Source organism: Arenimonas sp. (assembly GCF_035312645.1).
In the GTDB taxonomy this organism is placed as follows: domain Bacteria; phylum Pseudomonadota; class Gammaproteobacteria; order Xanthomonadales; family Xanthomonadaceae; genus Arenimonas.
Genome location: NZ_DATGBO010000065.1, coordinates 21,964 through 47,979 on the forward strand (window position 1 = coordinate 21,964; position 26,016 = coordinate 47,979).

A 26,016-nucleotide genomic window follows, 5' to 3' on the forward strand; every position below is an offset into this window, starting at 1 on the left:
GATGCTCCTGCCGCATGCTCTCATTGCCCCGCCGCGGATGCATCCCTGTGCTGGCGATACAGCTCCTCGACTTTGCTGCGCGCCCAAGGCGTGCGCCGCAGAAACGTAAGGCTCGACTTGATGCTGGGGTCGACATTGAAGCAACGCACGGGAATCTCGCTGCCGAGACCATCCCAACCCAGTTGCGCAACAAGATCGACGAGCATGCGCTCGAGGGTGATGCCATGCAGCGGATCCTTCGACGACGCAGCCATCATCCTGATTTCCCCGAAGCTTCGATAAGGGCGCTATCGAGAGGCGCGCGCCACGATGGATCAGAGCATCTTGCCGACCGGCGTGTCGAGCAGCGCGATGCCGCGGAAATCCGCGAGCTCGGGAATCGACTGGCAGGCCCTGGCGCGCTCCGCCGCGGTTTCCTCAGGTGCATCGTGCATGTCGAGCGTAAACACCACCGGCACGCAGATCGCTTCGGCATAGGAAGCGCCATCCCATTGCAGGGAATCGAAGTGCCAGCTTCGCACCGTCGGCAGCGCACCGACGGCATAAGGATCGTGCTTCTCGATGGCGCGGCCGTCCCGGCGAATGACGCGGATATCGTAATCCTGCGCATCGACGCCGGGATCGAGCACGAATGCCAGCGTCGTCCGCTGCCGTGCCGACAGCAATCCGGCGGGCAAAGGCGGTGGTTTCGAAACGCCGTGCTCGGGCATCCAGGTATTGGCCAATGCCACGTCGGCCACACGCAGGGAAAAACCGTTGTTCGTAGGCACCGCGATCAGGGTGACCGTCACCCGCGTCGCCCAATCGATGGCGACGCCCTTGCGTCGCGCCGGCGAAAACTTCCAGGTGCCGACCGCCTTGAGCAGCAACTCGCGCAGCGCTGTCGGCATCGCGTCATCGGCGCGCGTCTGGGTGATCCTGCCATCGGCCGACAGCTTGATGTCCACGGCCAAGGGTTTGAGCAGGCGTTCGCCCGAGACGGGCGACGACGTTTGCGCCGCGGCGATATCGGCCGACATCGACAACGCTCCGCCCCACGCCAAGGCCAGAAGGGAAATCGCCAGCGTCGGTCGCGTTGCTCGCAGCATCGGATGCCCGCGTCGCCATCAAATCTCGCGGCCATGATGCGCCGATCGCCGATCCGATCGTAAGTCTCTGCAAGGCGAGGTCGGGAGATCAGCAATGTTTTTCGCGCTTCTTTTGCTGCGCTGCGAAATTGGCGACAGCCCCATTTTGTTCATCACGATGAATGAAGCCGTCTCCCGCGCAAGTGATGGAAAAGCCTGAAAAATGGGGCTCCGGAGGGACCCGGCGAGCAGGGCCGCAGGTCCTCTTGTCCACCTTTTTGTAAAACTGGCGTTATTCAACCCGTCGGCCCGACAGCCACAAGCAAACGATTTCCTGTCGATGGACCGATGACCGCAGCTCCCAAAGGGCTGGCCAGGTCACCGCACACACTCACATCATTCGAGGACTCAACAGATGGCTTCCAAGACACTCAGCATCGCTGCAACCCTGCTCGCACTCGCCACCGCCAGCACAGCGGCGCAGGCAGCCACCACGGACTGGACCGGTTTCTACATCGGCGCCAACGCCGGCCAGGTAAAAGGCAAATCCAATGTCGCGGTCACCCCGGTGTTCAGCCCGACCGGTTACTTCGCGATGAGCAGCACGCCCGCAATCGCTTCCTCTGCAGCCGGCAAGGTCAGCCCGGATTCCTTCGGTGGCGGCGTCACCGCTGGCTACAACTTCCAGAAGGGCGACGCGGTCTTTGGCGTCGAATTCGACTACAACACGCAGAGCGCTTCCGACTCGCGCGCCGCCGGCGGTACCTATCCGTGCTGCGCACCCACTGCCTACACCCTCAGCGAAACCACCAAGGCCGACCAGTTGATGACGCTGCGTGGCCGCCTCGGCCTGAGCGCCGGCAATTCGTTGTACTACGTCACCGCCGGCCTGGGCCGCACCAAGCTCAAGGTCGTGGACACCTTCAACGACAACTTCGCCACGGCCGCCGAGAGCTTCGCCGCCTCCAAGACCAAGAGCGCAACGATCTGGGGCGTGGGCTACGAGTACAACTTCCAGAACCACTGGTCGCTCAAAGCCGAATACCTGCGCGCCGACTTCGGCAGCATTTCCGGCACCAGCACCAACCTCACCGCTTTCACGCCGCCAATCGCGTTCCCGACCAACACCTTCTATCACTCGGCCGATTACAAGGAAAACATCCTGCGCATCGGCGTCAACTACCGCTTCTGATCGTCTGTCTCCGGCAACAGGACCCGCACATGCGGGTCTTGTTCGCCGACAAGCGGCCGCAAACGAAAAAGCCCCGCAGTTTTCTGCGGGGCTTTTTTTATGCCGTTTTTCCTGATGGAAGAGAAATTCAACGCGATGCAATCGCCGGTCGTTGAATCGCGATCAGGCGCGGTGCTTCGCCAGCCAGGCATCGATCGCCGGCAGGCGCTCGCGACGGATCTTGACGCGGTAGGCGATGCTGACCGCCGCCGTATCGGCACCACGGCGCGAACCGGGCGCGAGATTGGCGAGCGCGTAGGCCTTGATCTTGCCGATCATCGCCGGATCCGCCGAGCGTCCCGCCAGTCCCGGGTAGTAACTGCCACGCGAAGTCGCATCAACGCGTTCGTTGACCTGACCCATGTGCGCCATCGCGAAATCGAAGGCCATGTCCGGATGCAGGCCGGCGACATCGCTGATCATGCCGGCGCTGTTGGTGGCACCGGGCTCCGCCGTCAGCGACAGGTCCAGCGCGCGCTGCGCCAATGCCGCATCTTCGGGCGAGGCCAACAGCCCATACCACTGGTCCTTGATCAGCGGCGTTTTTTCCGCGATCGCCGCCGCATGCAATTGATCCCAGAGCGCCGCATCGGCATGACGCGCAACGACGGCGAGGATGGTCTTGCGCAAGGCCGCCGGCATCGCGGCCGGATCGCTGGCCTGTGCCGCGTAACGACGTCGCGCTTCGGCGATCACGGCCGGATCGCCGAGTGCGCTCAGCGTGTAGATCAGATCACTGCGCAGAATCGCCACGGTATCGAGTTCACCGGGTCGCGGCGTCCAACCCACTTCGGCGAAGGCCGGCGCGAGTTGCGCGATCGCGAATGTGCGGAATTTCGCCTGCCGCGCCGCGTCACCGTTGTAATAGGTGTTGATGCTCGAAAACACACCAGCGACCTTGCCCCAGATCTGCGGATCGGCATCGATCGGCGTGGCCTTGGCGAGGTCGAGGAAGTCCGATGTCGGCTGCAATCCAGCCAGCGACAACGACCAGCTGTCGGAGAGGACACCGAGTTGGTCGATCGGCGCGAGCTTGCCGAAGCCGCTCTTGACCTGTGCGAATTGTTTCGGCGAATACAACGTGCGGTAGTAGCCGCTCTGGCCGGCGTTGACGATCACCGCGCCGCAACCGGGCAGGCTGATCGTTGCCTTGCCGCCGGTCACCAGCGCACGCGCGGTCTTGTCGCTGCCGATCATTCCGGCGATCACCGGCACGCGCCAGCTCAGCGGCTTCTTGTCGGGACGGTCGGTGGTGAATTCGCCCTGCGTCAAGGTCAGCGTGGTCTTGCCTGCGCTGCACACGGGTTCGCCAACGCGGATCAGCGGCACACCCGGCTGCAGGGTGAAATCATGCGCGATCGCGGTGATGGGTTTGCCCGCCGCGGCTTCGATTTCCTTCCACAGATCATCCGACGACGTGTTGCCGTAGGCATGCGCCTTCATGTATCGACGCACGCCGTCGCGCCAGGCATTGGCGCCGACGTAGCCTTCGAGCATGTGGATCACCGCCTCGCCCTTGGAATAGGTGATCGCGTCGAACGCCTGGCTGGCCTGTTCTACGGTCTCGACGTGCTGCACCACCGGGTGCGTGGTCGCGACGGCATCGCGGCCCATCGCCGATTCGCGGCTGCCCACCGATTGCAGCGCGGTGTTCCACTCCGGATGCAGTTTCTCGGTGGTGCGGCTGGCCATCCACGACGCGAAACCTTCGTTGAGCCACAGGTCGTCCCACCAGCGCATCGTCACCAGATCGCCGAACCACTGGTGCGCCATCTCGTGCGCCTCGATCGAGAACACTTCCTGCTTGTCGGCTTCGGTCGAGATGCTCGGATCGAGCAGCATCGCGTATTCGAACGTGTAGATCGCGCCCCAGTTTTCCATCGCGCCGAAGAACTGGCTGCTGCCGGGCGAAGCGACGTTGTCGAGTTTGGGCAGCGGATAGCGCGTGGCGAAGTAATCGTTGTATTCGAGCAGCACCGTCTTGGCCGAAGACAGCGCGAACGCGGCCTGTGCGGACACGCCTTTCTGCGTGACCACGCCGACTTCGGTGCCGTCGATGCTGTCGCTGGCGCGATCGAAATCGCCGAGTGCGAAGAACAGCAGGTAGGTCGACATCTTCGGCGTCGGTGCGAAGCGCACCAGCGCGCGGCCGTTGCCCAGATCGGTGGTCTGCGCGGCGGGCATGTTGCTGACCGCCATCTGGTCGCTGGGCACGTCCGCGCTCAGCGCGAACGTCGCCTTGTACGCGGGCTCGTCCCAGGACGGAATCAGCCGGCGCGCATCGGAGTTTTCGAACTGCGTGTACAGCGCGCGCTTGCTGCCGGCGGCGGTGTCGTAATCGATCGCAAACAGGCCATTGGCCTGCGTGCCGATCTTGCCGGTGTAATCGAGCGCGAGCTGATAACGGCCTTTCGCTATTTCTTTTGCGAAGCTGAAGGTCGCGGTCTGGGCATCGGCGTCGACTTTCGCGCTGCCGGTGGCGACAACGGTCTTGCCGTCGGCGGCGAGCAGTTGCACGCGCGAGAAGCTCATGTCGAGGGCATTGAGCGTAATGCTGGCGGTCGGTTGCAGCACGTCGATGCTGATGCCGACTTTGCCGGCGAAAGTCAGCGACTTGGCGTCGGGCACGATCGCCACGTCGTAATGGCTGGGCCGCACCGTACGCGGCAACTGCGTGGTGGTCGCGGAAACGGCGGCGGCAGGCTTGCCAGTGGCCGCGAGCGCGGAAACGGCGGGAAGCCCGGCAAGCGCCAGGACGATGGCAGAAACCAGAATGCGGCGCATCCGAAACTCCTCAACAGGAAGGCTGGCCAGCACGGCCGAAAGCTGCGCGAGGCCGCGCAGCGAATTGGGTGATGGCCGGACTGAGGATCGCTGCTGGATCGCCCCTGCGAAGCGTCAGTGCTCCGCCACCGAGGGCCAGACTGACGACCGGGCCGGAGCCCAGACAGGCCCAGAAGTCATGCATGACCTTCCGTCCCGGCCTCGCCGGCAACGCTCAAGGCAGACTTTCGCGACCGCAGCGGGTCGCGAATCCCGCAGCAACAGATTATTTCGGCGACGACCGGGGAAATATTCGCCAGCGCGCAATCACTGCCCGGGGCTGGACAGCTCCGGCCGGCGCTGCACCAGGAAGGAGGACTGGATCTGAACATGCTGATTGATCTCGAACAGCAGATCCCTGGCCTTGCGATCGCCCAACTCCCAACCGAGCAGCACCGACATGGTCGCGGCGGATTTCAGCGTCGCCTCGTCCTTCGCCAGCCAGATGCGGATCAGTTCGCCATGGCCAAAACTGTTTTCGTAAGTCACCGTGGCGAGCGGATACTTCTGCGCCGCGAGCGCGGTTTCCAGGGTTTTCCAGGCCTGTACCAGCGTCGCGCGCTTGGCATCGTCGAGCTCGCTGACGATCTCGATGCGCGCACTCATCGCAGTCAATTCGTTCAAGCCCGGATCGGTAGGCGACGGAAAAGACATCTCGTCGACGCGCCGCCACACCTGCGTGACGAAAGGCGCGCGCAACAGCGGATCGCGGTTGGCGGCGCTCACGGCCATCGTGTCCTGGCGCGCATCGAGATCGCCGAAGCGCGTGAACGGAATCAGCCGCAGATACGTCTGCGCACCATGGCTCTTCCCGGACCAGACCATCACCGCATCCGTCGACGCCGACTTGCCGACGCGACGTGCAGCTTCATAGGTGGCGATGTCGCCTGGATCGACATTCTCCATCTTTGCCAGACGCAGTGGACTCGACCATCCTCCGGGCAAGGACGGCTCACCGGCGCGCACGGATGCCGCGGCAAACATCAGCAGGCAGGACGCTGCAATCAGCCATGTCTTCATCGAAATACTCCGGAAAAATCAGGAACTGCGTCGGGTGATCGACGATCGGGCCTGCCAATCGCAGTCGCGCCAGTCTAGCGGGTCGGGTCCTGCAGGAAACAGCCAGCGGCGCCGAACCAGTGCCAGACCGAATCGCGTTCCGGCAGAGGGAGACCTTCGAAGCTGGCGTGGCATTGCAGTTCGGTTTGATCGCCCGGCGTTCCCGCGATCACCGCGGCAGCAGGCGTGGTCGCGCCAACACGGCAAGTCCAGTTCATCGAAAACGTCTTCGTCCCGGTTGAATTGTCGACGTTTTCGAGCTTGTACCGGAAGCCGAACGCACTGCCCGCAAGCAGCGGGAAAGGTTGCCCGGACAGATTGTCGATATCGATCGCGCGCACGACGCCGTTGACGACCCCGTACTGGCTCGACATCTTCGAGGCATCGTTCAGCGGAATGAAACCCGCCCAGTTCAGTCCAGTAGTGGTGGTCACGACCGGATCGCTCTGGCCCGCGCTGATCTGCTGCTCGACCCGACAGATATTGCTGCCAGCGATGCGCTGCGCCTTCAACGCGGATGCGATCGGCACCGTCTTGTTGGCCATGCGGCTGCCCGATTGCTGCACCGGATCACCGGCCGTGGCGGCCGGAACCCGGAAGAAGCGTTCGCTGTCGATCCGGTGCCGGATCGCATCGTCGATGGGATAGGCCGGATCGAGAACAACGTTGGCGGAGGCCGCTGGCGCACGCGCGCCGGGTTTGCCGGGCTTCGCCGCGGGTGCATTCGCGGCGCCGCCACGCAGGCGTCGCGACTCCAGGCGTGCGATCGGCGCATGCCGGCCCTGCGGGTACGTCGCGAGGTAATCGTCGAAATCCTGGGCGTTCTTGCTGCTGGCGATGCGGCGCCAGAAATCCGCTTCGACTTCGTCGTCGGCGCCATTGGCCAACGCGGCATTGGATGTCGTCGCAATGGCTTTCGTCGTTGCCGCCGATCGCGATGGTGCGATGGCTGCCGCAGGCATCGGTCCCGGCGCAAAGGCCACGTCGATTTTCTTGATGCCCGAAAACGGGAACGACTTGCGGAAATCCTCGCGACTCTTGTCGGCTTCCGCACGCGTGTCGCTGGCGAGGCACATCGCGCCCGAGGCAACGCCCTGGCCCACGACCTGCGCATCGAACTCCTTGCCGTAGCGGCTGAGTTCGGAGAAATAGCCGGCCTGGGTGTTTGGCGGCAACGACGCGACGAACACATACGATTCGACCATCTTGCGACTATCGACATTGACGTTGCGACAGTAGACGAACTGATCCGTCGCCATCGCTGGTTTCGGCCCGGTGGCGGCATACATCGCCGCGCTCGGCGTCCAGTTGACGTCATGCCAGCTGTAGACGGAAATGCCGAAAGTGCGCTTTCGCATGATCGCTTCGATCTTGTCGCGCGTCGCCTGCGCGTCCTCGCGCGTGAGCGCAACCAGGCAGCGCTTGTTGCCGGCGCCACCCAGCGTACCGACATAGGTGTGGAACTCGGTCTCCATGCCATCGGTGTATTTCGGCGCGGGGAAAACCTGCGATACCCAGATTTTTCGACCGCCGGTGTCCTCGACATCGCAGTAGGCGAAACTCGTTCCCGACCCCGCCTGCGCCAGCACCATCGTCGGGTGAACACACAGCCCAAGAGCGAGTACCGCGGCGATTCGTTTCATGGGAGGGCTTCAGGAGGACAGGCATCGATACTCCCATTGCCCGAATGAAGCGCACAAGCCGCACGACTGTGCGCGGGCTCACACAACGACAGCAGCGATATTGCGCGCGATGGCCGACGGTTGCGCATTTGTCACCCGCTGCCGCGAACGATCTGCGGCGACGACACTGGCCGACACATTTTCTGCAAGACTAGGCCCCTCAGCGCCCGCCCGTATCACCGCGCAAGGAATTCCCGATGTCCATCCATTCCAAGGCCAAGCGCGACCTGCGTCGGAAAAAGCTCGCCAGGCCCGGCGCAGCCCGCAGCAGCACGGCGATCACCGCGCAGGCGCATCTGCTCGACGAGGACGACGCCGTGGTCGGTGGTGCCGGTCAGCGCGGCGATGCCTGGGGCGTGATCTTCGGCGGCAAGGTCGTCGCCAACACCGACAGCGCTGGTATGGTCATCGCGATGCTCAAGCACATCGTCGCCCTGCATGCGCAGAACGGCCAGACCCTGCGCCTGGACTATTCCGCCGCACTCGCCGGCGCAGCGACGCTGGAGGCCGAAAGCCACGGAAAAACACTGGACGATTATCTCGACATGCTCGAAGCCGAACGCCGCGAGCGCCTCGAGCAGAAAGCCATCTGACCGACACGCGGGCTGCCCCTGCGCAGCTCCGTCCCTACAAGCGCCGCCGACGACGCACCATGGCGTTCGGCAGGGGGCGCGGCAGCGCGCGCCGGGCTAGCATGGGCGTCCGGGACGCGACGGCTCGCTGCCGTGCACGCCCCACCCATTCGTTGTCCTGGAGGTCTGCATGCGTTCGATGATGGTCAAATCGTGTTTGCTGGGAGCGTTGACGGCAGTGGTGTCGACAGGCGCCGCCGCGCAGACGCGCGCACTCACCGCCAGCGACTATCAGCGTGCGGAAAACGCACTCTCTTACCGCACCGTGCCTTTGATCGATCACGCCGCGTCGCGTCTGACCTGGCGCGACGACGGCACGCTGACCTGGCTCGATTCCGATGCCGGCGGTGGCCACTGGATGCAGGTCGATCCGGCCACCGGCAAGGCCATGTCGGCCTTCGACCAGGACAAACTTTATTCGGCGCTGTCTGCCGCCACCGGCAAGCCGGTCAAGAGCAATTTGCTGGCGCCGCCGATCTCGGACTTCACTCGCGGCAGCGATGGCCGCTGGAACATCACCACGCACGGGCAACACTACCTTTGCGACCTCGGCGCGAAAGCGAGTTGCAGCGTTGCCGCCGCGGGACCGAAAACCGGCGACGAGCCCGGCGTGCTCGCCCCCGACGGCAAGCACGAAGCCTTCATCCGCAACTGGAACCTGTGGCTGCGCGATGTCGCCACGGGCAAGGAAAGCGCGCTGACCACCGATGGCATCAAGGATTTCGGTTACGCCACCGACAACGCCGGCTGGACGCACAGCGATCGCGCGGTGCTGGTCTGGTCGCCGGATTCGAAACAGATCGCCACTTTCCAGCAGGACCAGCGCAAGACCGGCGAGATGACCACGGTCGGCACCGGCGTCGGCCATCCGCATGTCGAGACCTGGAAATATCCGCTGGTCGGCGACAAGGACATCACGATGATCGAGCGCGTGGTCATCCGCGTCGATTCGCCACACGTGCTGCGCCTGAAGATGCCGCCGGACCAGCATCGTTCCAGCCTCTGCGATGACGTCAGCTGCTTCGGCGGCTGGGAAGACGTGCAATGGGCCGCGGACGGCCGCAGCCTCGGCTTCGTATCCACCTCGCGCGATCACACCCAGACCTGGATGCGCGTGGCCAATACTGAAACCGGTGCGGTGCGCGAGGTGTTCAACGAAAAAGTCGCAACGTATTTCGAGAGCGGCAATGGCGCGGTGAACTGGCGCTACCTGCCCGAGAGCCAGGAAGTGATCTGGTTCAGCGAGCGCAACAACTGGGGCAATCTCTATCTGTACGACCTCGCCAGCGGCAAGCTCAAGCAGGCGATCACCACCGGCGAGGGCAATGTCAGCGAGGTGCTGCGCGTCGATGCGAAATCGCGCACGCTGTGGTTCCGCGGCGTCGGCAAGGAACGCGGTCGCGACCCGTATTTCCAGCATTTCTACAAAATCGGTTTCGACGGCAAGGGCCTGACCCTGCTCACGCCGGAAGACGCCGATCATGAGGTGCTGATGTCATCCGACGGAAAGTATTTCGTCGATACCTGGTCGACCGTCGCGACCGCGCCGGTGACCACGCTGCGCCGCAGCGACGACGGCAGCAAGATCGCCGAACTCGCCCACGCCGACCTCACGCGCCTGCGCGCCAGCGGCTGGGTCGCGCCGGAACCGTTCACGGCGACCGCGCGCGACGGCAAAACGCTGGTGTACGGCCAGATGTTCAAGCCCAGCAACTTCGACGCCAGCAAGAAATATCCGATCGTCGATTACATCTATCCCGGCCCGCAGACCGGATCGGTGCGCAGCCGCAGCTTCCTGCCCGCGCATGGCGACAATCAGGCGCTGGCGGAATTGGGCTTCATCGTCGTCGCGATCGACGGCATGGGCACGCCGTGGCGCTCCAAGGCTTTCCACGACGCGTATTTCCAGAACATCGGCGACAACACCCTGCCCGACCAGGTCGCCGCGCTGCACGAGCTCGGCAAGCGCTATTCCTGGATCGACATGGATCGCGTTGGCGTCTGGGGACATTCCGGCGGCGGCAACGCCACGGCGACGGCGATGTTCCGCTACCCGGATCTGTTCAAGGTCGGCATCGCCGAGAGCGGCAATCACGACAACCGCAACTACGAGGACGACTGGGCCGAGAAATGGCAGGGCCTGCTGCGCCAGGACAAGGACGGCAAGTCCAACTACGACGACCAGGCCAACCAGAACCACGCCGCCAACCTCAAGGGCCACCTGTTGCTCGCGCACGGCCTGATGGACGATAACGTGCCGCCGTCCAACACGCTGCTGGTGGTCGATGCGCTTATCAAGGCGAACAAGGATTTTGACCTGCTGCTCATTCCCAACGCGCACCACGGCTATGGCGCGGCCAGCCTGTACATGGCGCGCAAGCGCTGGGACTATTTCGTGCGTTACCTGATGGGTGCCGAGCCGCCGAAGCAGTACGAGCTCAAGATGCCCAAGCCGAACTGACGCCGCCGGGCCGAAAGGCCCGCACAGCAGCGCAATCACGCAACAAAAAAAGGGCCGGATGCGAATCCGGCCCTTTTCTTTCATGCGACTTCAAGCAACGAAGACGCCGGCCCAGGGCCTGGCGTCTTCCGGCGGCGATGACTCAGGCCGCAGCGTCCTTGAGCTTCTTGAGCGGACGCACCTTGACCTTGGTCGAAGCCGGCTTGGCGGCAAACCACTGCTCTTCCTTGGTGAAGGGGTTGATGCCCTTGCGCTTCGGCTTCGCGGCAACGTTGATCGCCGTGATCTTCAGCAGGCCCGGCAGGGTAAACGAACCAGCGCCCTTCTTGCTGACCGATGCCGCAACGGCGCCTTCCAGCGCTGCCAGCACCGCACGCACGTCCTTGGCCGCAATCGCGGTGGCTTCGGCGATGTGCGCGACCAGACCGGACTTGCTCAGCGCTTCCTTGATCGGCTTCACGGCGGCCGGCTTGGCGGCAGCTTTCGGCGCAGCTTTCTTGGATGCCGCTTTCTTCTTGGTTGCCATAGTTTCCTCGTATTACTCGAATTAGTGGGTGGATGCCTGGAAATCCCCTCGGCAGACGGAATGTAGACCAAGCTTGCCGCGCCGCCAAGCCCAAAAGCAGCAAAAAAGCCGGGTTTTTTCTACCGCGATCCGAAGCTGGTGTTTTTTTGTCCCATAAAAAGCAGGGGACTGTGCCGCGGCCCCCAACATTCGCGCTTCCCGCAGACGATCGCGGCGAGGCATCCGACCGACCTGGGCATGGCTAGAATTGCAGGCAATGTCGCTGTTGGATTCGCCATCGCGGCAGCGCAACACCCGGAAAACCGCAGCGGGCCAAGGGGAATAATTCCGGTCATCGTTCCGGCTGCCTCGCCCTAATTTTTCAATTGAAGGAAAGTCATGAAGCAAGCGCATTTCCGCGCCCTGCTCGCCCTCGGGTTGCTGCTGCCAGGGTTTGCCGCGTCCGCACAGCAGACCACCGGCACGCTGGTAGTCGACATTCCGGCATTCACTTCCGAAATCACCCTGAAGCCGAAGATCAAATCGCAACTCGACAGCGGCGGCCTGGAATGGGGCCAAACCGGCGATCGCATCGTGTTTACCTTGCTCAACAAGCGCTTCGTCAATCTCAAGTTCAAAACCTCGGCAAAGTAACTACGCCGGCGGCGGCATGGCCAAGGCAGCATCGACAACGGAGCCGCGTGGCTCCGTTGTCGTTTCCGGATTCCGTTGCGCCATGGCCGATTGACGGAGACCGATCTGCCAGTGACGATGTCGAATCACGAGAATCAACGCGTGCACATGCCCTCCCTCCTCTTCGTCTGCCTCGGCAACATCTGTCGCTCGCCATTGATGGAAGGTTGCGTGCGGGCGCGCTGGCAGTCGCGGCCGGGGGCGATGCGGATCGATTCCGCAGGACTGGGCGACTGGCATGCGGGTGAACCGCCGGATGCGCGTGCGATTGCGGTGGCGCGGCAGCACGGCATCGACATTTCCGGGCAGCGTGCGCGGATGCTGCTGCCGGCTGACTTCAACAACTTCGATCTGATCCTGTGCGCAGATCGCAGCAATCTCGATGCGTTGCGTCGACGCCGGCCGCGCGATGCCCGTGCCGAATGCGCGCTGTTTCTCGAGTGGTCCGGCGTGCAGACGCAGGGCGAAGTGCCTGATCCCTACACCGGCGATGCACGCGATTTCGAAACCGCTTTCGCGCTGATCGATCGTGGCGCACACGGTCTGCTGGAGCGGATCGATCGCGATCGCTGATGCCTGCGTTGCCGTGATGCCGAGTCATCGAGTTCGATGCCTCCGGCGGGAATTCCTCGGCGCGCATCGATGCTGCGCTGCGTCGATACGCGACCAGGCGCGTCGATGCCTTCCGCGACGACGCAAGGCTGAACAACATCAGCGCGTTTTCGCCGGGAATGACGACATTTCCGCGTGGAAATAGCCGTCAGCCGCGGTGTTTCGCTTTCGTCGGTACATTCCGCCCGCTGGTCGGAAAGGTCTTCGCCAACAATTATTTTTCGCGCGAGTTCGATAGGGTGACGAAGTGGCGCGGGGCCACTCGGCGATGGAAGAGAAAAGGACCATGGGCACCTACCTGTTCGAGCGCGACAACATTGACGGTGCCGGTCATGGCGCCGGTGCGTCCCTGCTGGAAGATGTGACCAAGGCCCTGCTGGAAATCGACTGGGTGGACAGCTTCAGCGTCCTCGAAGAACGCAGCGACGACGATGTCGTCAGCGTCGATATCCTCTTCGATGCCGACTGGCCGGACATCCGCACAGGCAATCCCGATCACGTCGGCGAGGTCTTCCACCGCCTGGGCCTGCGCACGATTCCGAACCCGACGCTCGCCAGCCGGCAGGCATCGGCCGACGATCCGTTGAGCGCGGAGCGCTCGACCAGCGACGATGCCGAGGGCCTGGATCTTTTCCAGTTCGAGGATTGATTGCGGGCGCGATTATTTCGCCTGCACTTCCTTCTTCGCCACGCTGATCACGCCGCCGGTCGCGCCACGATCAGAGCATCGTTCCTTCGGGCCTGGAAATGAGCTTCAGGCTTCCGGAATAGACATCGGCGCTTTCCGGGCAGTATTCCGGGATCGGCTCGGCAATTTTCCCTTGCGGAATAAACGACACCGGGATGCGAAAAATGCCGGTATCGCCGTAATGCACGCCATCGATTTCCAGCCGCGTCGCCGTCCAGGGCCGGGGCGCAGCGAATGATCGCGCATGTGGTGTCCCGCCAGAAAAGTTGCCCGCAGGAATTCGCTTCGCCTGTCGCAGGACAGCAATACCAGCGCGGGAAAACTGCTCTTTTCAGCCCTTTTGGCCGGAGTGAAGCTCGGCGATGACTTCCGCCGCGCTGGGGTTGGCCTTGGCCTTGCCGTTGACGAAAACCACGGGCACCGGGCCGTTCATCACCGCTTCGATGCGCGCGGCGGTGTCGGCATCAGGCAGATCGCCGAAGTTGGCTTCATCGGATCGCGAGAATTCGATACCCGCGCTGCGCAGCGACTGCGCCAGCGCTTCGGCACGTTGCGCTGCGTCCGACGGACAATCCTTCGGCGAGAAAATGATCACGCCGCGTGCACTCATTCCGTCCGGCATTGTCATCGCGGCAAACCCCTGCGTGCTGACCGCTTCCTCGGCATCCATCTTCTTGAGTTCGCGATCGGAGTAATACCAAGCGCCGCCGGCCAACACGACGATGACGAGAAGTCTTGCAATGCGCATGAGAGAAATTCCAAGGGAGGACGGCAGAAGATAGGCGAGTCCTCAGCCTGAGACAATGGATCTGCCGCAAGACGTGAGCTATCCGTGGCGAGCCGTGTTCGACGCGGGTTTGGCGCGAGGTGACTTCATTCGTCATCCTGGCAAAAGCCGGGATCCATTTTGATCTCGACACGCTGATCTTTCGCGAAAACCACTGTGGGCTCCGGCGTTCGCCGGGATGACAGGCGATGGATAGTTCGAAGCCCCTACCCAGCCACCACCACACCATTGCGGCCGCCTTCCTTGGCGCGATACAGGGCCTCGTCGGCGCTTTGCATCAGGTCTTCGAAATCGGCGGTTTGCGGTGGCGTGCGGGTGGAGATGCCGACGCTGACGGTGACGCGGCGGCCGTCGGGATTGCCGGCGTGGGCGATGCCCAGAGATTCGACGCGACGGCGCAGCGCTTCGGCAATTTCCTGTGCAGCGGCGGCATCGGTGCGCGGCAGGATCACCGCGAATTCCTCGCCACCGTAACGCGCGACCAGCGCGCCTTCGCGACGCACACCTGCCGCGATGGCGGTGGCCACTTGCTGCAGACAGCGATCGCCGGCACCGTGGCCGTAGAGATCGTTGTAAGGTTTGAAGTGGTCGATGTCGATCATGATCAACGACACCGGCTCGCCATGACGCGTGGCGTGATGCCAGCCGCGCTCGAGGGCTTCGTCGAAGCTGCGCCGATTGGCGAGCAGGGTCAGCCCATCGGTGGCGGAGAGTTCGCGCAGGCGGTCCTCCAGTTGTTTTTGCACGGTGACGTCGCGGAACACCATCACGTAATGCTGCACGTGGCCTTCGCCATCGCGCACGATGTCGAGACTGGCCTCCAGCGGAAAGCGATCGCCATCGGCTCGGCGCGCCCAGAGCGTGCCATCCCAATGCACACCGCTTTGCAAACGCGTGCGCACTTGTTGCAGGGCATCGGCGTCGTCATCGAACAGCGGCGGCGTCTTGCCGATGGCATCGCCCGCGGCGTGGCCGGTGATGCGCACGAAACCGGGATTGGCGCTGAGCACCTTCAGATCCGGATCGAGCACGAGCACGCCCTCGCCGGTGTGGCGCACGACGACATCGGCCAGGCGCAGGCCTTCCTGCGCGCGCTCGAGCGCATCGAGTTGCTGCGCCAGCTGTCCGTTGAGCATGGCAAGGCGCGCACCGGCGCGCTTCTGCAGATGCAGACCGAGCGTGAACAGCGCAATCAACATCAGCACCAAAGCAGAAATCGCGAAGGCGAACGCACGGTAGCGCGCCTGCGTCGCGAGCCAGTTGTCGGCGCGCACATCCATGCCGAGGATCGCGACGACTTTTCCGGTGGCGTCGCGAACCGGCGCGATCGAGGTGACCCAATAGCCCCAGCGGTCGTGATACGGCGGCTGGATCTCGGGGATGCCGGTGCGGAACACCCGCCACAGTTCCAGCGAGGGCCCGTCGTAGGCGTCGCCAGGCGCGGAATAGTCCGGCGATTCCGGCACTTCGGCATCGGCGAGAAAAATCATCTGCTTGCCGCCATTCGCTTGCGGCCGCATCAGATAGACGAAACGGAAATCCGGATTGACGTCGCGGACCCGACGCAGCTCATCGCGCACCGCATCGAAACCCGGCGTGGCGATGTCGGCACTGCTGCCCCGCAAGCTGGCGATGCGACCCGACTCCAGCGTCGCAGCTGCGGTGCGTGCCAGCGACTGCACGCGATCGCGCTCGAGGCGGTCGCCAGTGCTGGCGACAAAATCGATGAACCACCACGATGCCAGCAGCGCGAGCACGAAGATCACCAAACCCAGCCACAGGTGCGTTCGATCGGAGCGGGCCGGCGTGGTCAGAGTCATGGCGCGGGGCGGTGGAGGGACGCTTGCAGCTTACTCGCGTTTGGCCGCTGCCTGAGCGGGCCCAGAGCCTTGGCTGCCCCTGCCGCTACCCCTGGAGCCGATGCTCGGCAGCTAGCGCAGGGATCCGCCCAACGCGACGCAATCGACATCGCCTGCGGCATTCCATTTCGCCGCCGGCGCCTTGCCTACCGAGTGTACGAGCCGCCCTTCGACCCGTTACTTGCCACTCTCGAAATCGACAACACGTATCCGGTCGACATGATGGGCATTCAGCAGCGAAAACGATGCATCGGGGCCCAGTAGCAAGGTGGCGTTGTTTATATCATCGGCCTGATTCAGCGTCACCTCGCCTGCCGGCGTAGCGATGGTGAGATCGGCGATCGCACCATCTTCGACATGAAGGCCATTCTGGCAGCGCGGGCTGCAGCCGCCGTATGCGCGCGTGTCGGTGATGCGCAGCGTCTTGATGTCGCCACTCCAATAGAGGTCCTCGGAGGCCCGGATATCGAGTGAATCCAGTTTGTCCTTGCTTCCGACGCGAGCGCTCTGAGTGATGAGGGTGCGTATGGTCGCCGGGATGATCAGCTCGACATCGCCGTATTGCGACGTATCCGAACGAATCAGCAAGGTGTTGCCCTGCCGCGTCACCTGGATCTTGGCCGCGTCATCCGGGCGGTGACGCAACATCGGAGCCCGCGTTTTCGAGATCGCGATTTCGCTGAGACCCGCCGATTCGAACTGCACGGTATCGATACCGGAAAAATCCAATGGCTTCTGGATGAAATCGTTGCTTACGCTGTATTTCGACGAGGCGATGGTGCCGAGAAAGAGCGCGAGCGCCGCCAGGAAAGTGATGGTCGTACGTTTCATCAGACTATCTCCCGTTCCTGCAAGGCGAAAAAGCAAGATAGCCACAGCAGCAGCGGAACGCCAAACCAGACACTGGGGAAAAACACCATCTGCCAAGCAGCCAGCTTGGTATGGTCGTCCCAGAAACCAAAAAAAGCCGCCGGATTGCTGTCGAAGATGGCCGACAGGAAGATCGACGCCAGCAATACGAAGAACGCCGCGAGTATCGTCTTGATGAAGGGCATGGCACGAAAATAGAGACTGCCCAGCACGGCGAATGCCTCGAAGGGGGCCAGCATCAAATTCCACCCAAGAAATTGCCACAGGTGCATCGGCTGCCAAACGACGAACAACGTATATGACGTCGACCTGAGCAGGTATGTCGATTCCTCCGGCGCGTCCTTCGGCAGCAACGCCAACGCATGCTGCACTTGCGAAGCCGCGATTAGCCAAGCGGGCACATCGCAGACATAGAAGGCCAGCGTGTAGACCAGCGGATAGAGCAACGCGATGACGATGATCGCCAGCAGCCATTTCTCGAAGATAGACGCAGGCCGCATCATCAACACCAGCGCCGATTCGCGCTTGGCCATCGCCTGGAAGTAGCGTCCGGCGAAAATTGGCGCGGTAAGAAACAAGCCGCAAAAATAGATTGTGCCCTGGCCATCGTTGCCGAGCGAGGTATAACCGTGCGGCATCGACAGGATGATCAGCACCAGAACGAACTGCACGATCATGCCGATGCCGAAAAACCAGGCGTAGGCGCGGCGATACTCGGCCCAGTGTGCGGCGGCCAGCCGCCGGAAGCGCGTGAAATCAAACATGAGCAACCTCCTTGTCCGCGGCCTGCAACGCCGCGAGCACACCGGCCTTGTTCAAGCTCAACGCCTTGTACAACAGCTCCAGATGCACGGCGCCAGCGGTCCCGGTGCGGTTGGCAGCGACGTAGGCGAACTGCTGGCCCATCGCTTCGTGATAGATGACATCGGCGACCGCCGCGAGATCTCCGGCATTCTGCGCAACACCCATCGTCAACGCCGCCGACAACTCCGGCATCGTCGCCGACAAGGCCAGCGTCGCGGAATCGATGAACAGGATATGGCTCATGATCCGCTCCAGATCATGCGCCTGGTGCGTGCTGATCAGGATCAGGCGCTCGCGTTGTTCGGGTCGCGCGACGATGTTCTTGAACTGGTCGCGGCCGAGGATATCCAGCCCGTTGGTGGGCTCGTCGAGCAGCAACACCGGCGTGAAGGTCGCGAGTGCGAAAGCGATCGCGGCTTTTTTCTTCTGGCCCAGGCTCATCTCGCCGAAGGTCTGGCTGGCCGACAACTCGAAGATCTCGAGATAGTCCGCAAACGCCTTCGCGGAAAATGCCGGATAGAAACCCGATTGCGTCTGCGCGAGTTTCGTTGCGCTCAGATCGGGAAGATGGAACTCCTCGGGGACGATGTAGACCCGCGACAGGAAATCGGGGTGGCGGTCGCGCGGCGCAAAGCCGATTGCATCGATGCGCCCCTGCCGTGGAAACAACAACCCCGCCAGCAATTTCAGCAATGTCGACTTGCCGCTGCCGTTGCGGCCGAACACACCATAGACACCGGGTTCGCTGAGTCGCAGATTGAAGTTCTGGTAGAGCAGGGTCTTCTTGTACGCAAAAGACAGATTATCGACAGCGATCACAAGCGCCCCTTGGTGGTTCCTACGGCCATTCTAGTCGCTCGAGGCAGCGCGGGGGCGATCTCGACCGCTGCTCCCACATCCCGAGAAGGGTGACCTGTGCTGTGATTTTTCCGAAGCTTGCGGCAAGAATGCAAACCTGAAACAAGCCCGGACTAGAATCGCCATCCAGATGCAGAATTCCCGGCGCCTGCCGGGATCACGCCACGCAGGAGAAACACCATGTTCGCGAGAAGAACCCTTGCCCTCACGCTGACGCTTCTGCTGATGGCCATCGCAGCACTGGCGTTGGCGCAGCCACCCTACGTCAATATCGAGCAGCGTCTCACGACCGAGCAATTGCACGCGACCGGCCTCGATACCCTGTCGCCAGCACAACTGACTGCGCTCAATGCCGTGCTGCGCGACGATGCCGTCGCTGTCACCGCTGCCGCGAAAGCCGAAGCGCCAGCGCGCGAAGCACAACCGCCGCATGCCTCCTTCATCGGCATGGATGTCGAACCCATTCATAGCCGTCTCAAGGGTGTGGTCAGCGGCTGGGAGCCGGGCACCGTCTTCGAACTCGAGAACGGCCAGCAATGGAAGGTGCTCAAGGGCAGCATGAAACTGCGCAAACCGATGCAAGCGCCGGAGATCGTGGTGGTGCCGGGCATCGCCGGCCGCTGGTTCCTGCAGGTCGATGAAGATTTGCCGAAGGCGCGGGTGTACCGCATCGATTAGGCGCATCGATTGCGCCATGTGCAGGCGTCATCGCGCCGGCATCGTTGCGACGGTCGAACTTCCCACTCTAGGCTGCCAACACCATGGACAAACTCGCACCTGCCGCCGACTTCGCCGAACGCGTCCGTACCTGCTTCGACCAGCAGCCGGCGATGCGCCTGATCGGCGCGCTGCTCACACGCGTGGACGCAGGCGAGGTCGAAATTTCGCTGCCTTATCGCACCGACCTGACCCAGCAGCACGGCTTCGTGCATGCCGGCATCGTCACCACGCTGGTCGACAGCGCCTGCGGTTTCGCGGCGCTGTCGCTGATGCCGTCAGGATCGGACGTGCTGAGCGTGGAATTCAAGCTCAATTTGCTGCGTCCCGCCGCCGGCAAAAAATTTCGTGCGGTCGGCACCGTGCTCAAGCCTGGGCGCACGCTGATGGTGACGCGCGGCGATGTCTGGGCCGATCAGGAAGACGAGCAAGTCCTGGTCGCAACGATGCTGGCGACGATGATCCGGCGGTAAGGAGGCGAAATACGGCGCGGATCGCCTGCGTCGCATCGACCCCAATCTTCGTCAGACTTGAAATATACAAAGATCGGCCTTATGATATCCAAAGACTATTCTTTGTATCTCCATGACCAGAACCAGTTCCGAGACAACTCAATGTGCGGTACGGCTGCGCAGGGCGGTGCTCATGCTCGCGCGCCGGCTGCGGCCAAGATTGCAGGGCGAGGGCGTCAGCACCGCCAAGCTCAGCGTGATCGGCCAACTTTATCGCGCCGGCCCGATGACGCCGACCGAGCTGGCCGCGCGCGAAGGCGTCAAGCTGCCGTCGCTGACGCGCCTGGTCGCCGAACTCGAAAGCGATGGCTGGCTGGCCCGCGAGGCGCATGCCTCCGACGGCCGGCGATGGCTGCTTGGGTTGACGGCGCTGGGCAGGAAACGCCTGGTCACCGCGGCGCAGGCGGAGGACTCGCCGCTGGCCGAGATCATCGCCACCACCCTCAGCGCAGATGATCGCCGCGTATTGCTGCGGGCCTGCGCGCTGCTCGAAGGCATCGGCGAGATTCTTGGCGGACATGCCGCGAGCGCAATCCCCGTCGCGGCACCAGCGACGCCAGTGAAACCCCGGAGAAAGAAATCATGACCGCCGCGAAATTCGAAAAAACCTCGCTTGCCGACGCGCAGTTCGATGACGTCAATCTGCGCTCGGCGCGGTTCAACAACATCAATCTTTCCGGTGCTGCGTTCACCAATGTCTCGCTGCTGGGCGCGACCTTCGATGACATCGACTTCAGCCATGTCGCGATCACACATGCAAACCTCGAAGGCATGACCATCAACGGCATCCTCGTGTCCGAACTGCTTCGCGCCTACGGCGCCCGCTGATTCACTGCATCCGCAAATCATCGGAGGAAAGATGAAGATCAGCGCCGTGATCGCCCAGCTTCGAACCACCGACCTGGCGGCATCGATCCGCTTTTACACCGCTCAGTTGGGATTGACGCTGGAATTCCAGCACCAGGATTTCTACGCAGGCATCCGCGCCGGCGATCAGCTCTTCCACCTCAAGCTCGTGGACGAGAAGGACCCCTCGATCGAATTCGTCAGGGCGGGCGGGCATTTCCATCTCTATCTCGAAACCAATGACGTCGCGGCAACGGCGGACAGCCTAAAAAAGAAGGGGATTCGCCTGCTGAAGGAAGTGCACGAGACCGCCTGGGACACGCGGGAATTCGTCATCGAGGACGACCAAGGGCACACGCTATATTTTGGCGAGGCTCTGGAAACCGTCGCAACGGACGCAGCGCCCGGAGACAAGCCATGAAGATGCCTGCCGTTCTCGACCTGAAGACCTTCGTACCCGCGAAGGATCACGAGATTTCAAAGCAGTTCTATCTCGATCTCGGCTTCAAGCTCAACTGGGGCAACGAACAGGTGGCCGAGTTCGAAGCCGGCGCATTTCGTTTCCTTCTGCAGAATTTCCATGTAGCGCAATTCGCGGACAATTTCATGATGCATCTGATGGTCGAGGATGCCGATGACTGGTGGCGGCACATCGAAGCGGCAGGGCTCAAGGCGAAATATCCCGACATCATGCTCAAGCCACCGACGATGCAGCCCTGGGGCTTGCGCGTCCTGTACCTGACCGATCCCACCGGCGTGCTGTGGCATATCGCCGATCGACGAACCGACTGAGAACATTAAAACGCCGGATCGCGCGGACAATGATTGCAGGCGCAAACAACCCAAGGAGTTCAGATGTCTCAGCATGCCGCCGTGGGCGCTGTCGTTTACGCAAAGAATGTCGCACGCCTCAGCGCCTTCTATAGCCGGATCTGCGACCTGCAACTGACGCATTCGGAAACCGATCACGTCGTGCTCGCATCGCCCGCATTCCAGCTGGTAATCCTGGCGATTCCGGCTGGGATCGCTGAATCGATCACGCTCACGTCGCCGCCCACACGAAGAGAAGACACGCCGATCAAGCTGGTCTTCCACGTCGAAAGCATCGATGCCGTGCGCAAGCTGGCAGCCGATCTTGGCGGCGAACTCAACCCGCGCGAACGCGAGTGGTTTTTCCAGGGCGGACGCGTCTGCGATGGTCACGACCCAGAAGGCAACGTCGTGCAGTTTCGCGAGAAGGCGCGCTGACGAACGTTGTGGCTTCTCGTCGCAGATGAGTGAGTGCGTCCGGCGACGCCGCGAAGGCGCCTCTCTCAATAGAAGAAGCCGCAACGCGGGCGTTGCGGCTTCGAATTGCATCGGATAGGACGTTCCCCAGTCTCCGTTCGCGTCACCGAGCGCGCCTAATCTCGGCAATCCAACGCGATCGTCTACGAGGCCTTGGCCTGCAGGTAGTCGCCAGCACGCTTGGCCAGGGTCATGAAGTCGGACGGCATCATGATCAGCGTCGTGGTGTTATGTTCGGCGCCGACTTCGGTGACCATCTGCATGCGGCGCAACTCCAGCGCCGCCGGATTGTCGGCGATGAATTGCGCGGCATCGCGCAGCTTCACCGAGGATTCGAGTTCGGCTTCGGCCTTGATGATGCGCGCGCGTTTCTCACGCACCGCTTCGGCCTCGCGCGCCATCGCGCGCTGCATGGCGATCGGAATCTCGACGTCCTTCATCTCGACCATTTCCACCGACAGGCCCCACGGATCGGTCGCCTCGTCGACCATCGCGCGCAACGTTTCGTTGATGCGGTCGCGCGATTTCAGCACGTCGTCCAGGTCGTGCTGACCGATGATGTTGCGCAGGCTGGTCAACGCCACCTGGTAAACCGCGGCGCGATAGTCCTGGATCGAGATCACCGCACGTTCGGGGTCGACGATGCGAAACCACAGCACCGCATTGACCTTGATCGTGACGCTGTCGCGCGACACCGTTTCCTGCTGCTCGATATCGACCGTGCAGGTACGCATGTCCAGGCGTCGCTGCCATTCGATCAGCGGAATATTCCAGTACCAGCCGGGGCCGCGCACGGCCTGGAAGCGTCCGAGCCGGAATACCACGGCACGCTGGTATTCCTGGCAGATGCGAAAGCCCGACACCGCGATCACGATGGCGGAAACAACACAGAGTGTGAGAATGGCGTTCATCAAGTGTCTATTGGTCCTCTCATGGCGCCTGCGCCCGTGACGGCTGTCCCGGGATGTGCAGACGGTGACGCCACGCTAGGCCGACGGATTGGAATCCGGCAACAAGGCCACGGTGGTATAAGCGAGAAAAACCGCTGGAAATTCGCTATATCCGGATGGATGCATTGGCCGGACGATTCGCGCGGGACACGAGCCGCCATCCGTTTCCACTGACGCGCTGAAGGACTTCTTCCCCACTTCACATGCCACGCGCAACGCCTTCACCTGCACCACGGAAACTGGAAATCCTTCGGGGCCCGAAGATCACACAGACCAGCTTGAAGGCCCAAAGAAAACAAGGAGACCAGGCAATGGCAGCAAACATGAAGAAAGGCAGCGGACGTTGGGGATTCGTCGTCTGGAGCGGCGCAGCCTGCCTGCTGTTGCTGCCGCTGGTGGCGATGCAGTTCACCAGGGACGTGAATTGGACTCTGCTCGATTTCGCCGTCTTCGGCACCATGCTGCTCTGCGCCTGCAGCGCCTACGAACTGGGCGCGAGGATGTCGCACAACACCGCGTACCGGGCCGCCGTCGGCGTGGCCATCGTGGCAGCCTTCTTCCTTGTCTGGATAAACCTCGCCGTCGGAATCATCGGCAGCGAACACGATCGCGCCAACCTGATGTTTGCCGGCGTCCTCACCGTCGGAATCATCGGCGCCCTCATCGTGCGCTTCCAGCCGCGAGGGATGGCGCGCGTGTTGGTCGCGATGGCGATCACGCAGGCGCTGGTCGGCGGCATCGCACTGGCCGCCTTCACTGCCGAGCCCGGCGTGATAGCGGGGCTGACCGGCGTCTTCGTTGCGCTGTGGCTCGCGTCGGCGTGGTTGTTTGCGCGATCGGCAAGCATGACGGCTGCAATTTAGCGCCCGCTGATCCGCGCGCCTCTGTTCTGCATGCCATTTTGCCGCGTATCGGCCCCTTCGAATTATGGAAACGAAGAACCCCTTCCAGACGGAAGGGGTTCGTTTGCAGCGGCCACACTATCCGGGCGACCTACTGCTCGATGGGGCCGATGTCCACGTGCCCCTGACGCACCGGCTGGTTGAAGTAGGAGGTCAGCCATTGCCAGAAGGTATTCCACCACGATGACGAGGCACCACCGCCCTCGTTGCCGCCGGCGCTACCCGATGTTGCCGCGGGAGCGCAGGTCGCGTCGCAGGTATTGATCGGGTGCCCATTCTTGTCTTTCTGCGTGCCGGCAATCGGTGCCGCCTGCATGGAACCGACGGTGCCGGTGACGATGAATTTCTCGCTCGAACCATCCCTGTACGTGACGGTCACGATGGTGCCGATCGGCAAGGTCGACGGGCCATTCGTCGTGCGATACATGCCGATCACGTTGGTCTGCGCTGCCATGCGGACTTCCACGTCCTGCATGACGTTCGCCTCGCCCAGCAAGGTGCCGGGGCCGAAACCGGAATAGATGCCCTGCCCGACCGTGACGGAAACGGATTGGGCAAAGGAAGCCTGCGAAAACAGGCCAAGGAAAATCAGTGCAAGCAATAGTCGAAACATAAAATCCCCTATGGGTTGTTGATATTTTTAATCAGAGCGGTGGATTGATTCATTGCCACTTCGTAGTCTTCCGGTGAAAGCGCCTCCCTTCTCAAAGCCTCTTGCAAATCGCTGCCGTTGCAGGCGGATCGAAAACCCGAGTACAGGCAGTAGTCGATGAGCGCAGGACTGTTACCGGTGCAATTCGCCCCGAGCCGGCAAGCCGTCAGTCGCCAGGCGTATTCGCTGCGATGGCTGCCGGAGACGGCGCCGAGGACCGATGCGCGTGACTGATAGCGCTCGCCCATGACCTTCGACAGCTCCATCAGCGCTTCCGGATCCTTGGAAGAAACAACCATCTGCGTGGCTTCGCGCAACGCCTGATCGCTCATGTTGGCCGGGTCCATCTTGACCAGGATCTTGGCGGTGGCCTGCGGATCTTTTTTCAACGCCGCGCGGGCATACCAGAAATACTGCTCATCGCCGGCGATCGCCACGCCGTCCGTGAAACGCGCACAGCGTTTCTCGCGGATGGCTGCGGCTGACCGGTAACTTTCTGCGAGCGCAGGCGTCACCTTCGCGAGCTGCTCGACATCGGCCTTGAAAGTCCTGCGGCCTAGACTGTAGGCGTGACACTCCTCGAGCATCTGCCCGTAGATCCGCTGCGCCGTGGCATCACCGGCGTCGGCCTTGCTCTTGATGACCGCGGCAATCGAGGCCAGATCCACTGCGGTCGCGTAGCTCGCCTCATCAGCGGAATGCTTTCTGGCAGGTATCTGCGCACCGTCGAAATTTCCATCGCCTGGGCGCGTCGAAGCCGGCGCGACATCGGCGACCATGGCGGCGGATGCGTGCTGCTGTTTTGAAGAAAGAAAAATGACGGCAGCCGCAATGGCGACAACAGCAAGAGCAAGTAACCCTGTTTTCACGATCAATCAACTCCATGACGCGTGTTCGGCCCGCTTTTAGGCCCATTCCGAAACGAGAAAGAAAGCGCTCGGCACTGTCGTCGCCAATGGCGACAAGCTTCCATATCGCGAGGCACTTCTCGCGGACTAAACTGCATTTCTATCTAACAGGCCACCGAGAAGAATCCGAACATCGCGATGCATCGGGATCAATCCGACAGGCAAGGAAATATCTGCATTCAGCCCCGCTGTCGAGGCGACTGGGACGGACGTCGACAGGAGCGGGACGAACGTCTCTGCTTGGTTGGTGGATGTGCCCAGGCAACGGATGCCGGTTGATTCGTGGCCGCTATCGAATACGCAGTCACCACGACGAGATCAGGGATTTCCAACACCACTTTTCCGGCCGAAGTAATTTCCGGTTGAAATGGAAATCTACTTTTTCCTCGCGCATCCCAAGCGCGTCTCCGATGTCGTTCTCACGCAACAAATGGGCGTCAGAATACGTCCCTTTCGGCAGAACGTGCGCGACTCCCATTTTTGTCTTCAATCCCGGTCCGGCGCGCCCAGCGGAAAATAGTCGCGATACGGCCGCGCTTCGTCGACGGCGCGTGCGAACGAGGGCCGTGCAAGCAGACGCTGGCGATACGCAGTGAGCTGCGGTCGGTTCG

The 26,016-nt window shown here is 62.4% G+C and carries 29 protein-coding genes and 1 pseudogene; 14 read left to right on the plus strand and 16 right to left on the minus strand.

Annotated features, from left to right (window positions below; translation table 11 throughout):
- Positions 1-20: 20 nt before the first annotated feature.
- Positions 21-254, minus strand: coding sequence for a VF530 family protein (locus VKM35_RS06095; RefSeq protein ID WP_324319428.1), 234 nt, complete (start codon positions 252-254; stop codon positions 21-23).
- A 60-nt stretch (positions 255-314) separates the two neighbouring features.
- A complete protein-coding gene (locus VKM35_RS06100) occupies positions 315-1,088 on the minus strand; it encodes a hypothetical protein (RefSeq protein WP_324319429.1) in 774 nt (257 codons plus the stop codon).
- Between the two features lie 394 nt (positions 1,089-1,482).
- Between VKM35_RS06100 and VKM35_RS06105 the strand changes: the two genes are divergently transcribed.
- Positions 1,483-2,259, plus strand: coding sequence for an outer membrane protein (locus VKM35_RS06105; RefSeq protein WP_324319431.1), 777 nt, complete (start codon positions 1,483-1,485; stop codon positions 2,257-2,259).
- Between the two features lie 162 nt (positions 2,260-2,421).
- Here VKM35_RS06105 and VKM35_RS06110 read toward each other — a convergent pair whose 3' ends face one another.
- From VKM35_RS06110 to VKM35_RS06120, 3 genes are all read right to left on the minus strand, one after another.
- On the minus strand, positions 2,422-5,082 hold the full coding sequence (locus VKM35_RS06110) for a M1 family metallopeptidase (RefSeq protein ID WP_324319433.1): 2,661 nt from the start codon (positions 5,080-5,082) through the stop codon (positions 2,422-2,424).
- Between the two features lie 306 nt (positions 5,083-5,388).
- Positions 5,389-6,141 carry a hypothetical protein gene (locus VKM35_RS06115; RefSeq protein WP_324319435.1) on the minus strand — a complete coding sequence of 251 codons (753 nt, stop codon included), beginning with the start codon at positions 6,139-6,141 and terminating at the stop codon, positions 5,389-5,391.
- A 74-nt stretch (positions 6,142-6,215) separates the two neighbouring features.
- A complete protein-coding gene (locus tag VKM35_RS06120; protein WP_324319437.1) occupies positions 6,216-7,823 on the minus strand; it encodes a hypothetical protein in 1,608 nt (535 codons plus the stop codon).
- Between the two features lie 236 nt (positions 7,824-8,059).
- On the opposite strand from VKM35_RS06120, the gene VKM35_RS06125 reads away from it, so the two are divergent.
- Positions 8,060-8,455, plus strand: coding sequence for a hypothetical protein (locus tag VKM35_RS06125; RefSeq protein WP_324319439.1), 396 nt, complete (start codon positions 8,060-8,062; stop codon positions 8,453-8,455).
- Between the two features lie 169 nt (positions 8,456-8,624).
- The gene (locus VKM35_RS06130; RefSeq protein ID WP_414636575.1) at positions 8,625-10,955 is read left to right on the plus strand and encodes a S9 family peptidase; all 2,331 of its coding nucleotides are present in this window, start codon (positions 8,625-8,627) and stop codon (positions 10,953-10,955) included.
- 142 nt (positions 10,956-11,097) lie between these two features.
- Here VKM35_RS06130 and VKM35_RS06135 read toward each other — a convergent pair whose 3' ends face one another.
- Positions 11,098-11,481: an HU family DNA-binding protein gene (locus VKM35_RS06135; RefSeq protein WP_324319441.1), complete on the minus strand. Its 384-nt coding sequence runs from the start codon at positions 11,479-11,481 to the stop codon at positions 11,098-11,100.
- A gap of 378 nt (positions 11,482-11,859) precedes the next feature.
- Here VKM35_RS06135 and VKM35_RS06140 point away from each other — a divergent pair, with 378 nt between their 5' ends.
- The 3 genes from VKM35_RS06140 (at position 11,860) to VKM35_RS06150 (ending at position 13,414) form a co-directional block, all read left to right on the plus strand.
- Positions 11,860-12,114: a hypothetical protein gene (locus VKM35_RS06140; RefSeq protein WP_324319443.1), complete on the plus strand. Its 255-nt coding sequence runs from the start codon at positions 11,860-11,862 to the stop codon at positions 12,112-12,114.
- Between the two features lie 147 nt (positions 12,115-12,261).
- A complete protein-coding gene (locus VKM35_RS06145; protein WP_324319445.1) occupies positions 12,262-12,726 on the plus strand; it encodes a low molecular weight protein-tyrosine-phosphatase in 465 nt (154 codons plus the stop codon).
- Positions 12,727-13,051: 325 nt separating this feature from the next.
- The gene (locus VKM35_RS06150) at positions 13,052-13,414 is read left to right on the plus strand and encodes a hypothetical protein (RefSeq protein ID WP_324319447.1); all 363 of its coding nucleotides are present in this window, start codon (positions 13,052-13,054) and stop codon (positions 13,412-13,414) included.
- Positions 13,415-13,484: 70 nt separating this feature from the next.
- Here the strand turns inward: VKM35_RS06150 and VKM35_RS06155 are convergent, their stop codons facing one another.
- The 6 genes from VKM35_RS06155 to VKM35_RS06180 form a co-directional block, all read right to left on the minus strand.
- On the minus strand, positions 13,485-13,640 hold the full coding sequence (locus VKM35_RS06155) for a hypothetical protein (protein ID WP_324319448.1): 156 nt from the start codon (positions 13,638-13,640) through the stop codon (positions 13,485-13,487).
- Between the two features lie 144 nt (positions 13,641-13,784).
- Positions 13,785-14,201 (minus strand): hypothetical protein, encoded by a 417-nt coding sequence (locus VKM35_RS06160; protein WP_324319451.1) that lies wholly within the window; start codon positions 14,199-14,201, stop codon positions 13,785-13,787.
- A gap of 245 nt (positions 14,202-14,446) precedes the next feature.
- Positions 14,447-16,060 carry a diguanylate cyclase domain-containing protein gene (locus VKM35_RS06165; protein WP_324319453.1) on the minus strand — a complete coding sequence of 538 codons (1,614 nt, stop codon included), beginning with the start codon at positions 16,058-16,060 and terminating at the stop codon, positions 14,447-14,449.
- A 216-nt stretch (positions 16,061-16,276) separates the two neighbouring features.
- On the minus strand, positions 16,277-16,975 hold the full coding sequence (locus VKM35_RS06170; RefSeq protein WP_324319455.1) for a hypothetical protein: 699 nt from the start codon (positions 16,973-16,975) through the stop codon (positions 16,277-16,279).
- Positions 16,930-17,775, minus strand: a complete 846-nt coding sequence (locus VKM35_RS06175) for a hypothetical protein (RefSeq protein ID WP_324319484.1) — start codon at positions 17,773-17,775, stop codon at positions 16,930-16,932. The genes VKM35_RS06170 and VKM35_RS06175 overlap by 46 nt, the downstream gene beginning before the upstream one ends.
- Positions 17,726-18,592, minus strand: coding sequence for an ATP-binding cassette domain-containing protein (locus VKM35_RS06180; protein WP_324319457.1), 867 nt, complete (start codon positions 18,590-18,592; stop codon positions 17,726-17,728). Before VKM35_RS06180 ends, VKM35_RS06175 begins: the two co-directional genes overlap by 50 nt.
- Positions 18,593-18,811: 219 nt before the next feature.
- On the opposite strand from VKM35_RS06180, the gene VKM35_RS06185 reads away from it, so the two are divergent.
- From VKM35_RS06185 to VKM35_RS06215, 7 genes are all read left to right on the plus strand, one after another.
- The gene (locus VKM35_RS06185) at positions 18,812-19,309 is read left to right on the plus strand and encodes a hypothetical protein (RefSeq protein WP_324319459.1); all 498 of its coding nucleotides are present in this window, start codon (positions 18,812-18,814) and stop codon (positions 19,307-19,309) included.
- Between the two features lie 83 nt (positions 19,310-19,392).
- Positions 19,393-19,821, plus strand: a complete 429-nt coding sequence (locus tag VKM35_RS06190; RefSeq protein ID WP_324319461.1) for a PaaI family thioesterase — start codon at positions 19,393-19,395, stop codon at positions 19,819-19,821.
- A gap of 172 nt (positions 19,822-19,993) precedes the next feature.
- On the plus strand, positions 19,994-20,446 hold the full coding sequence (locus VKM35_RS06195; protein ID WP_324319463.1) for a MarR family winged helix-turn-helix transcriptional regulator: 453 nt from the start codon (positions 19,994-19,996) through the stop codon (positions 20,444-20,446).
- The gene (locus tag VKM35_RS06200; RefSeq protein WP_324319465.1) at positions 20,443-20,688 is read left to right on the plus strand and encodes a pentapeptide repeat-containing protein; all 246 of its coding nucleotides are present in this window, start codon (positions 20,443-20,445) and stop codon (positions 20,686-20,688) included. The genes VKM35_RS06195 and VKM35_RS06200 overlap by 4 nt, the downstream gene beginning before the upstream one ends.
- A 31-nt stretch (positions 20,689-20,719) precedes the next feature.
- The gene (locus tag VKM35_RS06205; RefSeq protein WP_324319468.1) at positions 20,720-21,127 is read left to right on the plus strand and encodes a VOC family protein; all 408 of its coding nucleotides are present in this window, start codon (positions 20,720-20,722) and stop codon (positions 21,125-21,127) included.
- The gene (locus VKM35_RS06210; RefSeq protein ID WP_324319470.1) at positions 21,124-21,498 is read left to right on the plus strand and encodes a VOC family protein; all 375 of its coding nucleotides are present in this window, start codon (positions 21,124-21,126) and stop codon (positions 21,496-21,498) included. Before VKM35_RS06205 ends, VKM35_RS06210 begins: the two co-directional genes overlap by 4 nt.
- Before the next feature lie 63 nt (positions 21,499-21,561).
- Complete coding sequence (locus VKM35_RS06215) at positions 21,562-21,954, plus strand: VOC family protein (RefSeq protein ID WP_324319472.1); 393 nt, start codon at positions 21,562-21,564, stop codon at positions 21,952-21,954.
- Positions 21,955-22,136: 182 nt separating this feature from the next.
- On the opposite strand, the gene VKM35_RS06220 is transcribed toward VKM35_RS06215, so the two are convergent.
- Entirely contained in the window at positions 22,137-22,904 is a 768-nt protein-coding gene (locus VKM35_RS06220; RefSeq protein ID WP_324319474.1) for a slipin family protein, read from the minus strand.
- 362 nt (positions 22,905-23,266) lie between these two features.
- On the opposite strand from VKM35_RS06220, the gene VKM35_RS06225 reads away from it, so the two are divergent.
- Positions 23,267-23,806, plus strand: a complete 540-nt coding sequence (locus VKM35_RS06225) for a hypothetical protein (protein WP_324319476.1) — start codon at positions 23,267-23,269, stop codon at positions 23,804-23,806.
- Positions 23,807-23,936: 130 nt separating this feature from the next.
- On the opposite strand, the gene VKM35_RS06230 is transcribed toward VKM35_RS06225, so the two are convergent.
- The 3 genes and pseudogenes from VKM35_RS06230 to VKM35_RS06240 form a co-directional block, all read right to left on the minus strand.
- Positions 23,937-24,458 (minus strand): hypothetical protein, encoded by a 522-nt coding sequence (locus tag VKM35_RS06230; RefSeq protein ID WP_324319478.1) that lies wholly within the window; start codon positions 24,456-24,458, stop codon positions 23,937-23,939.
- Between the two features lie 8 nt (positions 24,459-24,466).
- Positions 24,467-25,366: a hypothetical protein gene (locus VKM35_RS06235; RefSeq protein WP_324319480.1), complete on the minus strand. Its 900-nt coding sequence runs from the start codon at positions 25,364-25,366 to the stop codon at positions 24,467-24,469.
- A 525-nt stretch (positions 25,367-25,891) separates the two neighbouring features.
- Positions 25,892-26,016 (minus strand): annotated as a pseudogene (locus VKM35_RS06240) (glutathione S-transferase family protein); the annotation flags it as partial.

Excerpts from the sequence above, each read along its gene's own strand:
- VKM35_RS06095 (WP_324319428.1), bottom strand. The coding sequence starts at position 254 with ATGGCTGCGTCGTCGAAGGATCCGCTGCATGGCATCACCCTCGAGCGC.
- VKM35_RS06100 (WP_324319429.1), bottom strand. The coding sequence starts at position 1,088 with ATGCTGCGAGCAACGCGACCGACGCTGGCGATTTCCCTTCTGGCCTTG.
- VKM35_RS06105 (WP_324319431.1), top strand. The coding sequence starts at position 1,483 with ATGGCTTCCAAGACACTCAGCATCGCTGCAACCCTGCTCGCACTCGCC.
- VKM35_RS06110 (WP_324319433.1), bottom strand. The coding sequence starts at position 5,082 with ATGCGCCGCATTCTGGTTTCTGCCATCGTCCTGGCGCTTGCCGGGCTT.
- VKM35_RS06115 (WP_324319435.1), bottom strand. The coding sequence starts at position 6,141 with ATGAAGACATGGCTGATTGCAGCGTCCTGCCTGCTGATGTTTGCCGCG.
- VKM35_RS06120 (WP_324319437.1), bottom strand. The coding sequence starts at position 7,823 with ATGAAACGAATCGCCGCGGTACTCGCTCTTGGGCTGTGTGTTCACCCG.
- VKM35_RS06125 (WP_324319439.1), top strand. The coding sequence starts at position 8,060 with ATGTCCATCCATTCCAAGGCCAAGCGCGACCTGCGTCGGAAAAAGCTC.
- VKM35_RS06130 (WP_414636575.1), top strand. The coding sequence starts at position 8,625 with ATGCGTTCGATGATGGTCAAATCGTGTTTGCTGGGAGCGTTGACGGCA.
- VKM35_RS06135 (WP_324319441.1), bottom strand. The coding sequence starts at position 11,481 with ATGGCAACCAAGAAGAAAGCGGCATCCAAGAAAGCTGCGCCGAAAGCT.
- VKM35_RS06140 (WP_324319443.1), top strand. The coding sequence starts at position 11,860 with ATGAAGCAAGCGCATTTCCGCGCCCTGCTCGCCCTCGGGTTGCTGCTG.
- VKM35_RS06145 (WP_324319445.1), top strand. The coding sequence starts at position 12,262 with ATGCCCTCCCTCCTCTTCGTCTGCCTCGGCAACATCTGTCGCTCGCCA.
- VKM35_RS06150 (WP_324319447.1), top strand. The coding sequence starts at position 13,052 with ATGGGCACCTACCTGTTCGAGCGCGACAACATTGACGGTGCCGGTCAT.
- VKM35_RS06160 (WP_324319451.1), bottom strand. The coding sequence starts at position 14,201 with ATGCGCATTGCAAGACTTCTCGTCATCGTCGTGTTGGCCGGCGGCGCT.
- VKM35_RS06165 (WP_324319453.1), bottom strand. The coding sequence starts at position 16,060 with ATGACTCTGACCACGCCGGCCCGCTCCGATCGAACGCACCTGTGGCTG.
- VKM35_RS06185 (WP_324319459.1), top strand. The coding sequence starts at position 18,812 with ATGTTCGCGAGAAGAACCCTTGCCCTCACGCTGACGCTTCTGCTGATG.
- VKM35_RS06190 (WP_324319461.1), top strand. The coding sequence starts at position 19,393 with ATGGACAAACTCGCACCTGCCGCCGACTTCGCCGAACGCGTCCGTACC.
- VKM35_RS06195 (WP_324319463.1), top strand. The coding sequence starts at position 19,994 with ATGCTCGCGCGCCGGCTGCGGCCAAGATTGCAGGGCGAGGGCGTCAGC.
- VKM35_RS06200 (WP_324319465.1), top strand. The coding sequence starts at position 20,443 with ATGACCGCCGCGAAATTCGAAAAAACCTCGCTTGCCGACGCGCAGTTC.
- VKM35_RS06205 (WP_324319468.1), top strand. The coding sequence starts at position 20,720 with ATGAAGATCAGCGCCGTGATCGCCCAGCTTCGAACCACCGACCTGGCG.
- VKM35_RS06210 (WP_324319470.1), top strand. The coding sequence starts at position 21,124 with ATGAAGATGCCTGCCGTTCTCGACCTGAAGACCTTCGTACCCGCGAAG.
- VKM35_RS06215 (WP_324319472.1), top strand. The coding sequence starts at position 21,562 with ATGTCTCAGCATGCCGCCGTGGGCGCTGTCGTTTACGCAAAGAATGTC.
- VKM35_RS06220 (WP_324319474.1), bottom strand. The coding sequence starts at position 22,904 with ATGAACGCCATTCTCACACTCTGTGTTGTTTCCGCCATCGTGATCGCG.
- VKM35_RS06225 (WP_324319476.1), top strand. The coding sequence starts at position 23,267 with ATGAAGAAAGGCAGCGGACGTTGGGGATTCGTCGTCTGGAGCGGCGCA.
- VKM35_RS06230 (WP_324319478.1), bottom strand. The coding sequence starts at position 24,458 with ATGTTTCGACTATTGCTTGCACTGATTTTCCTTGGCCTGTTTTCGCAG.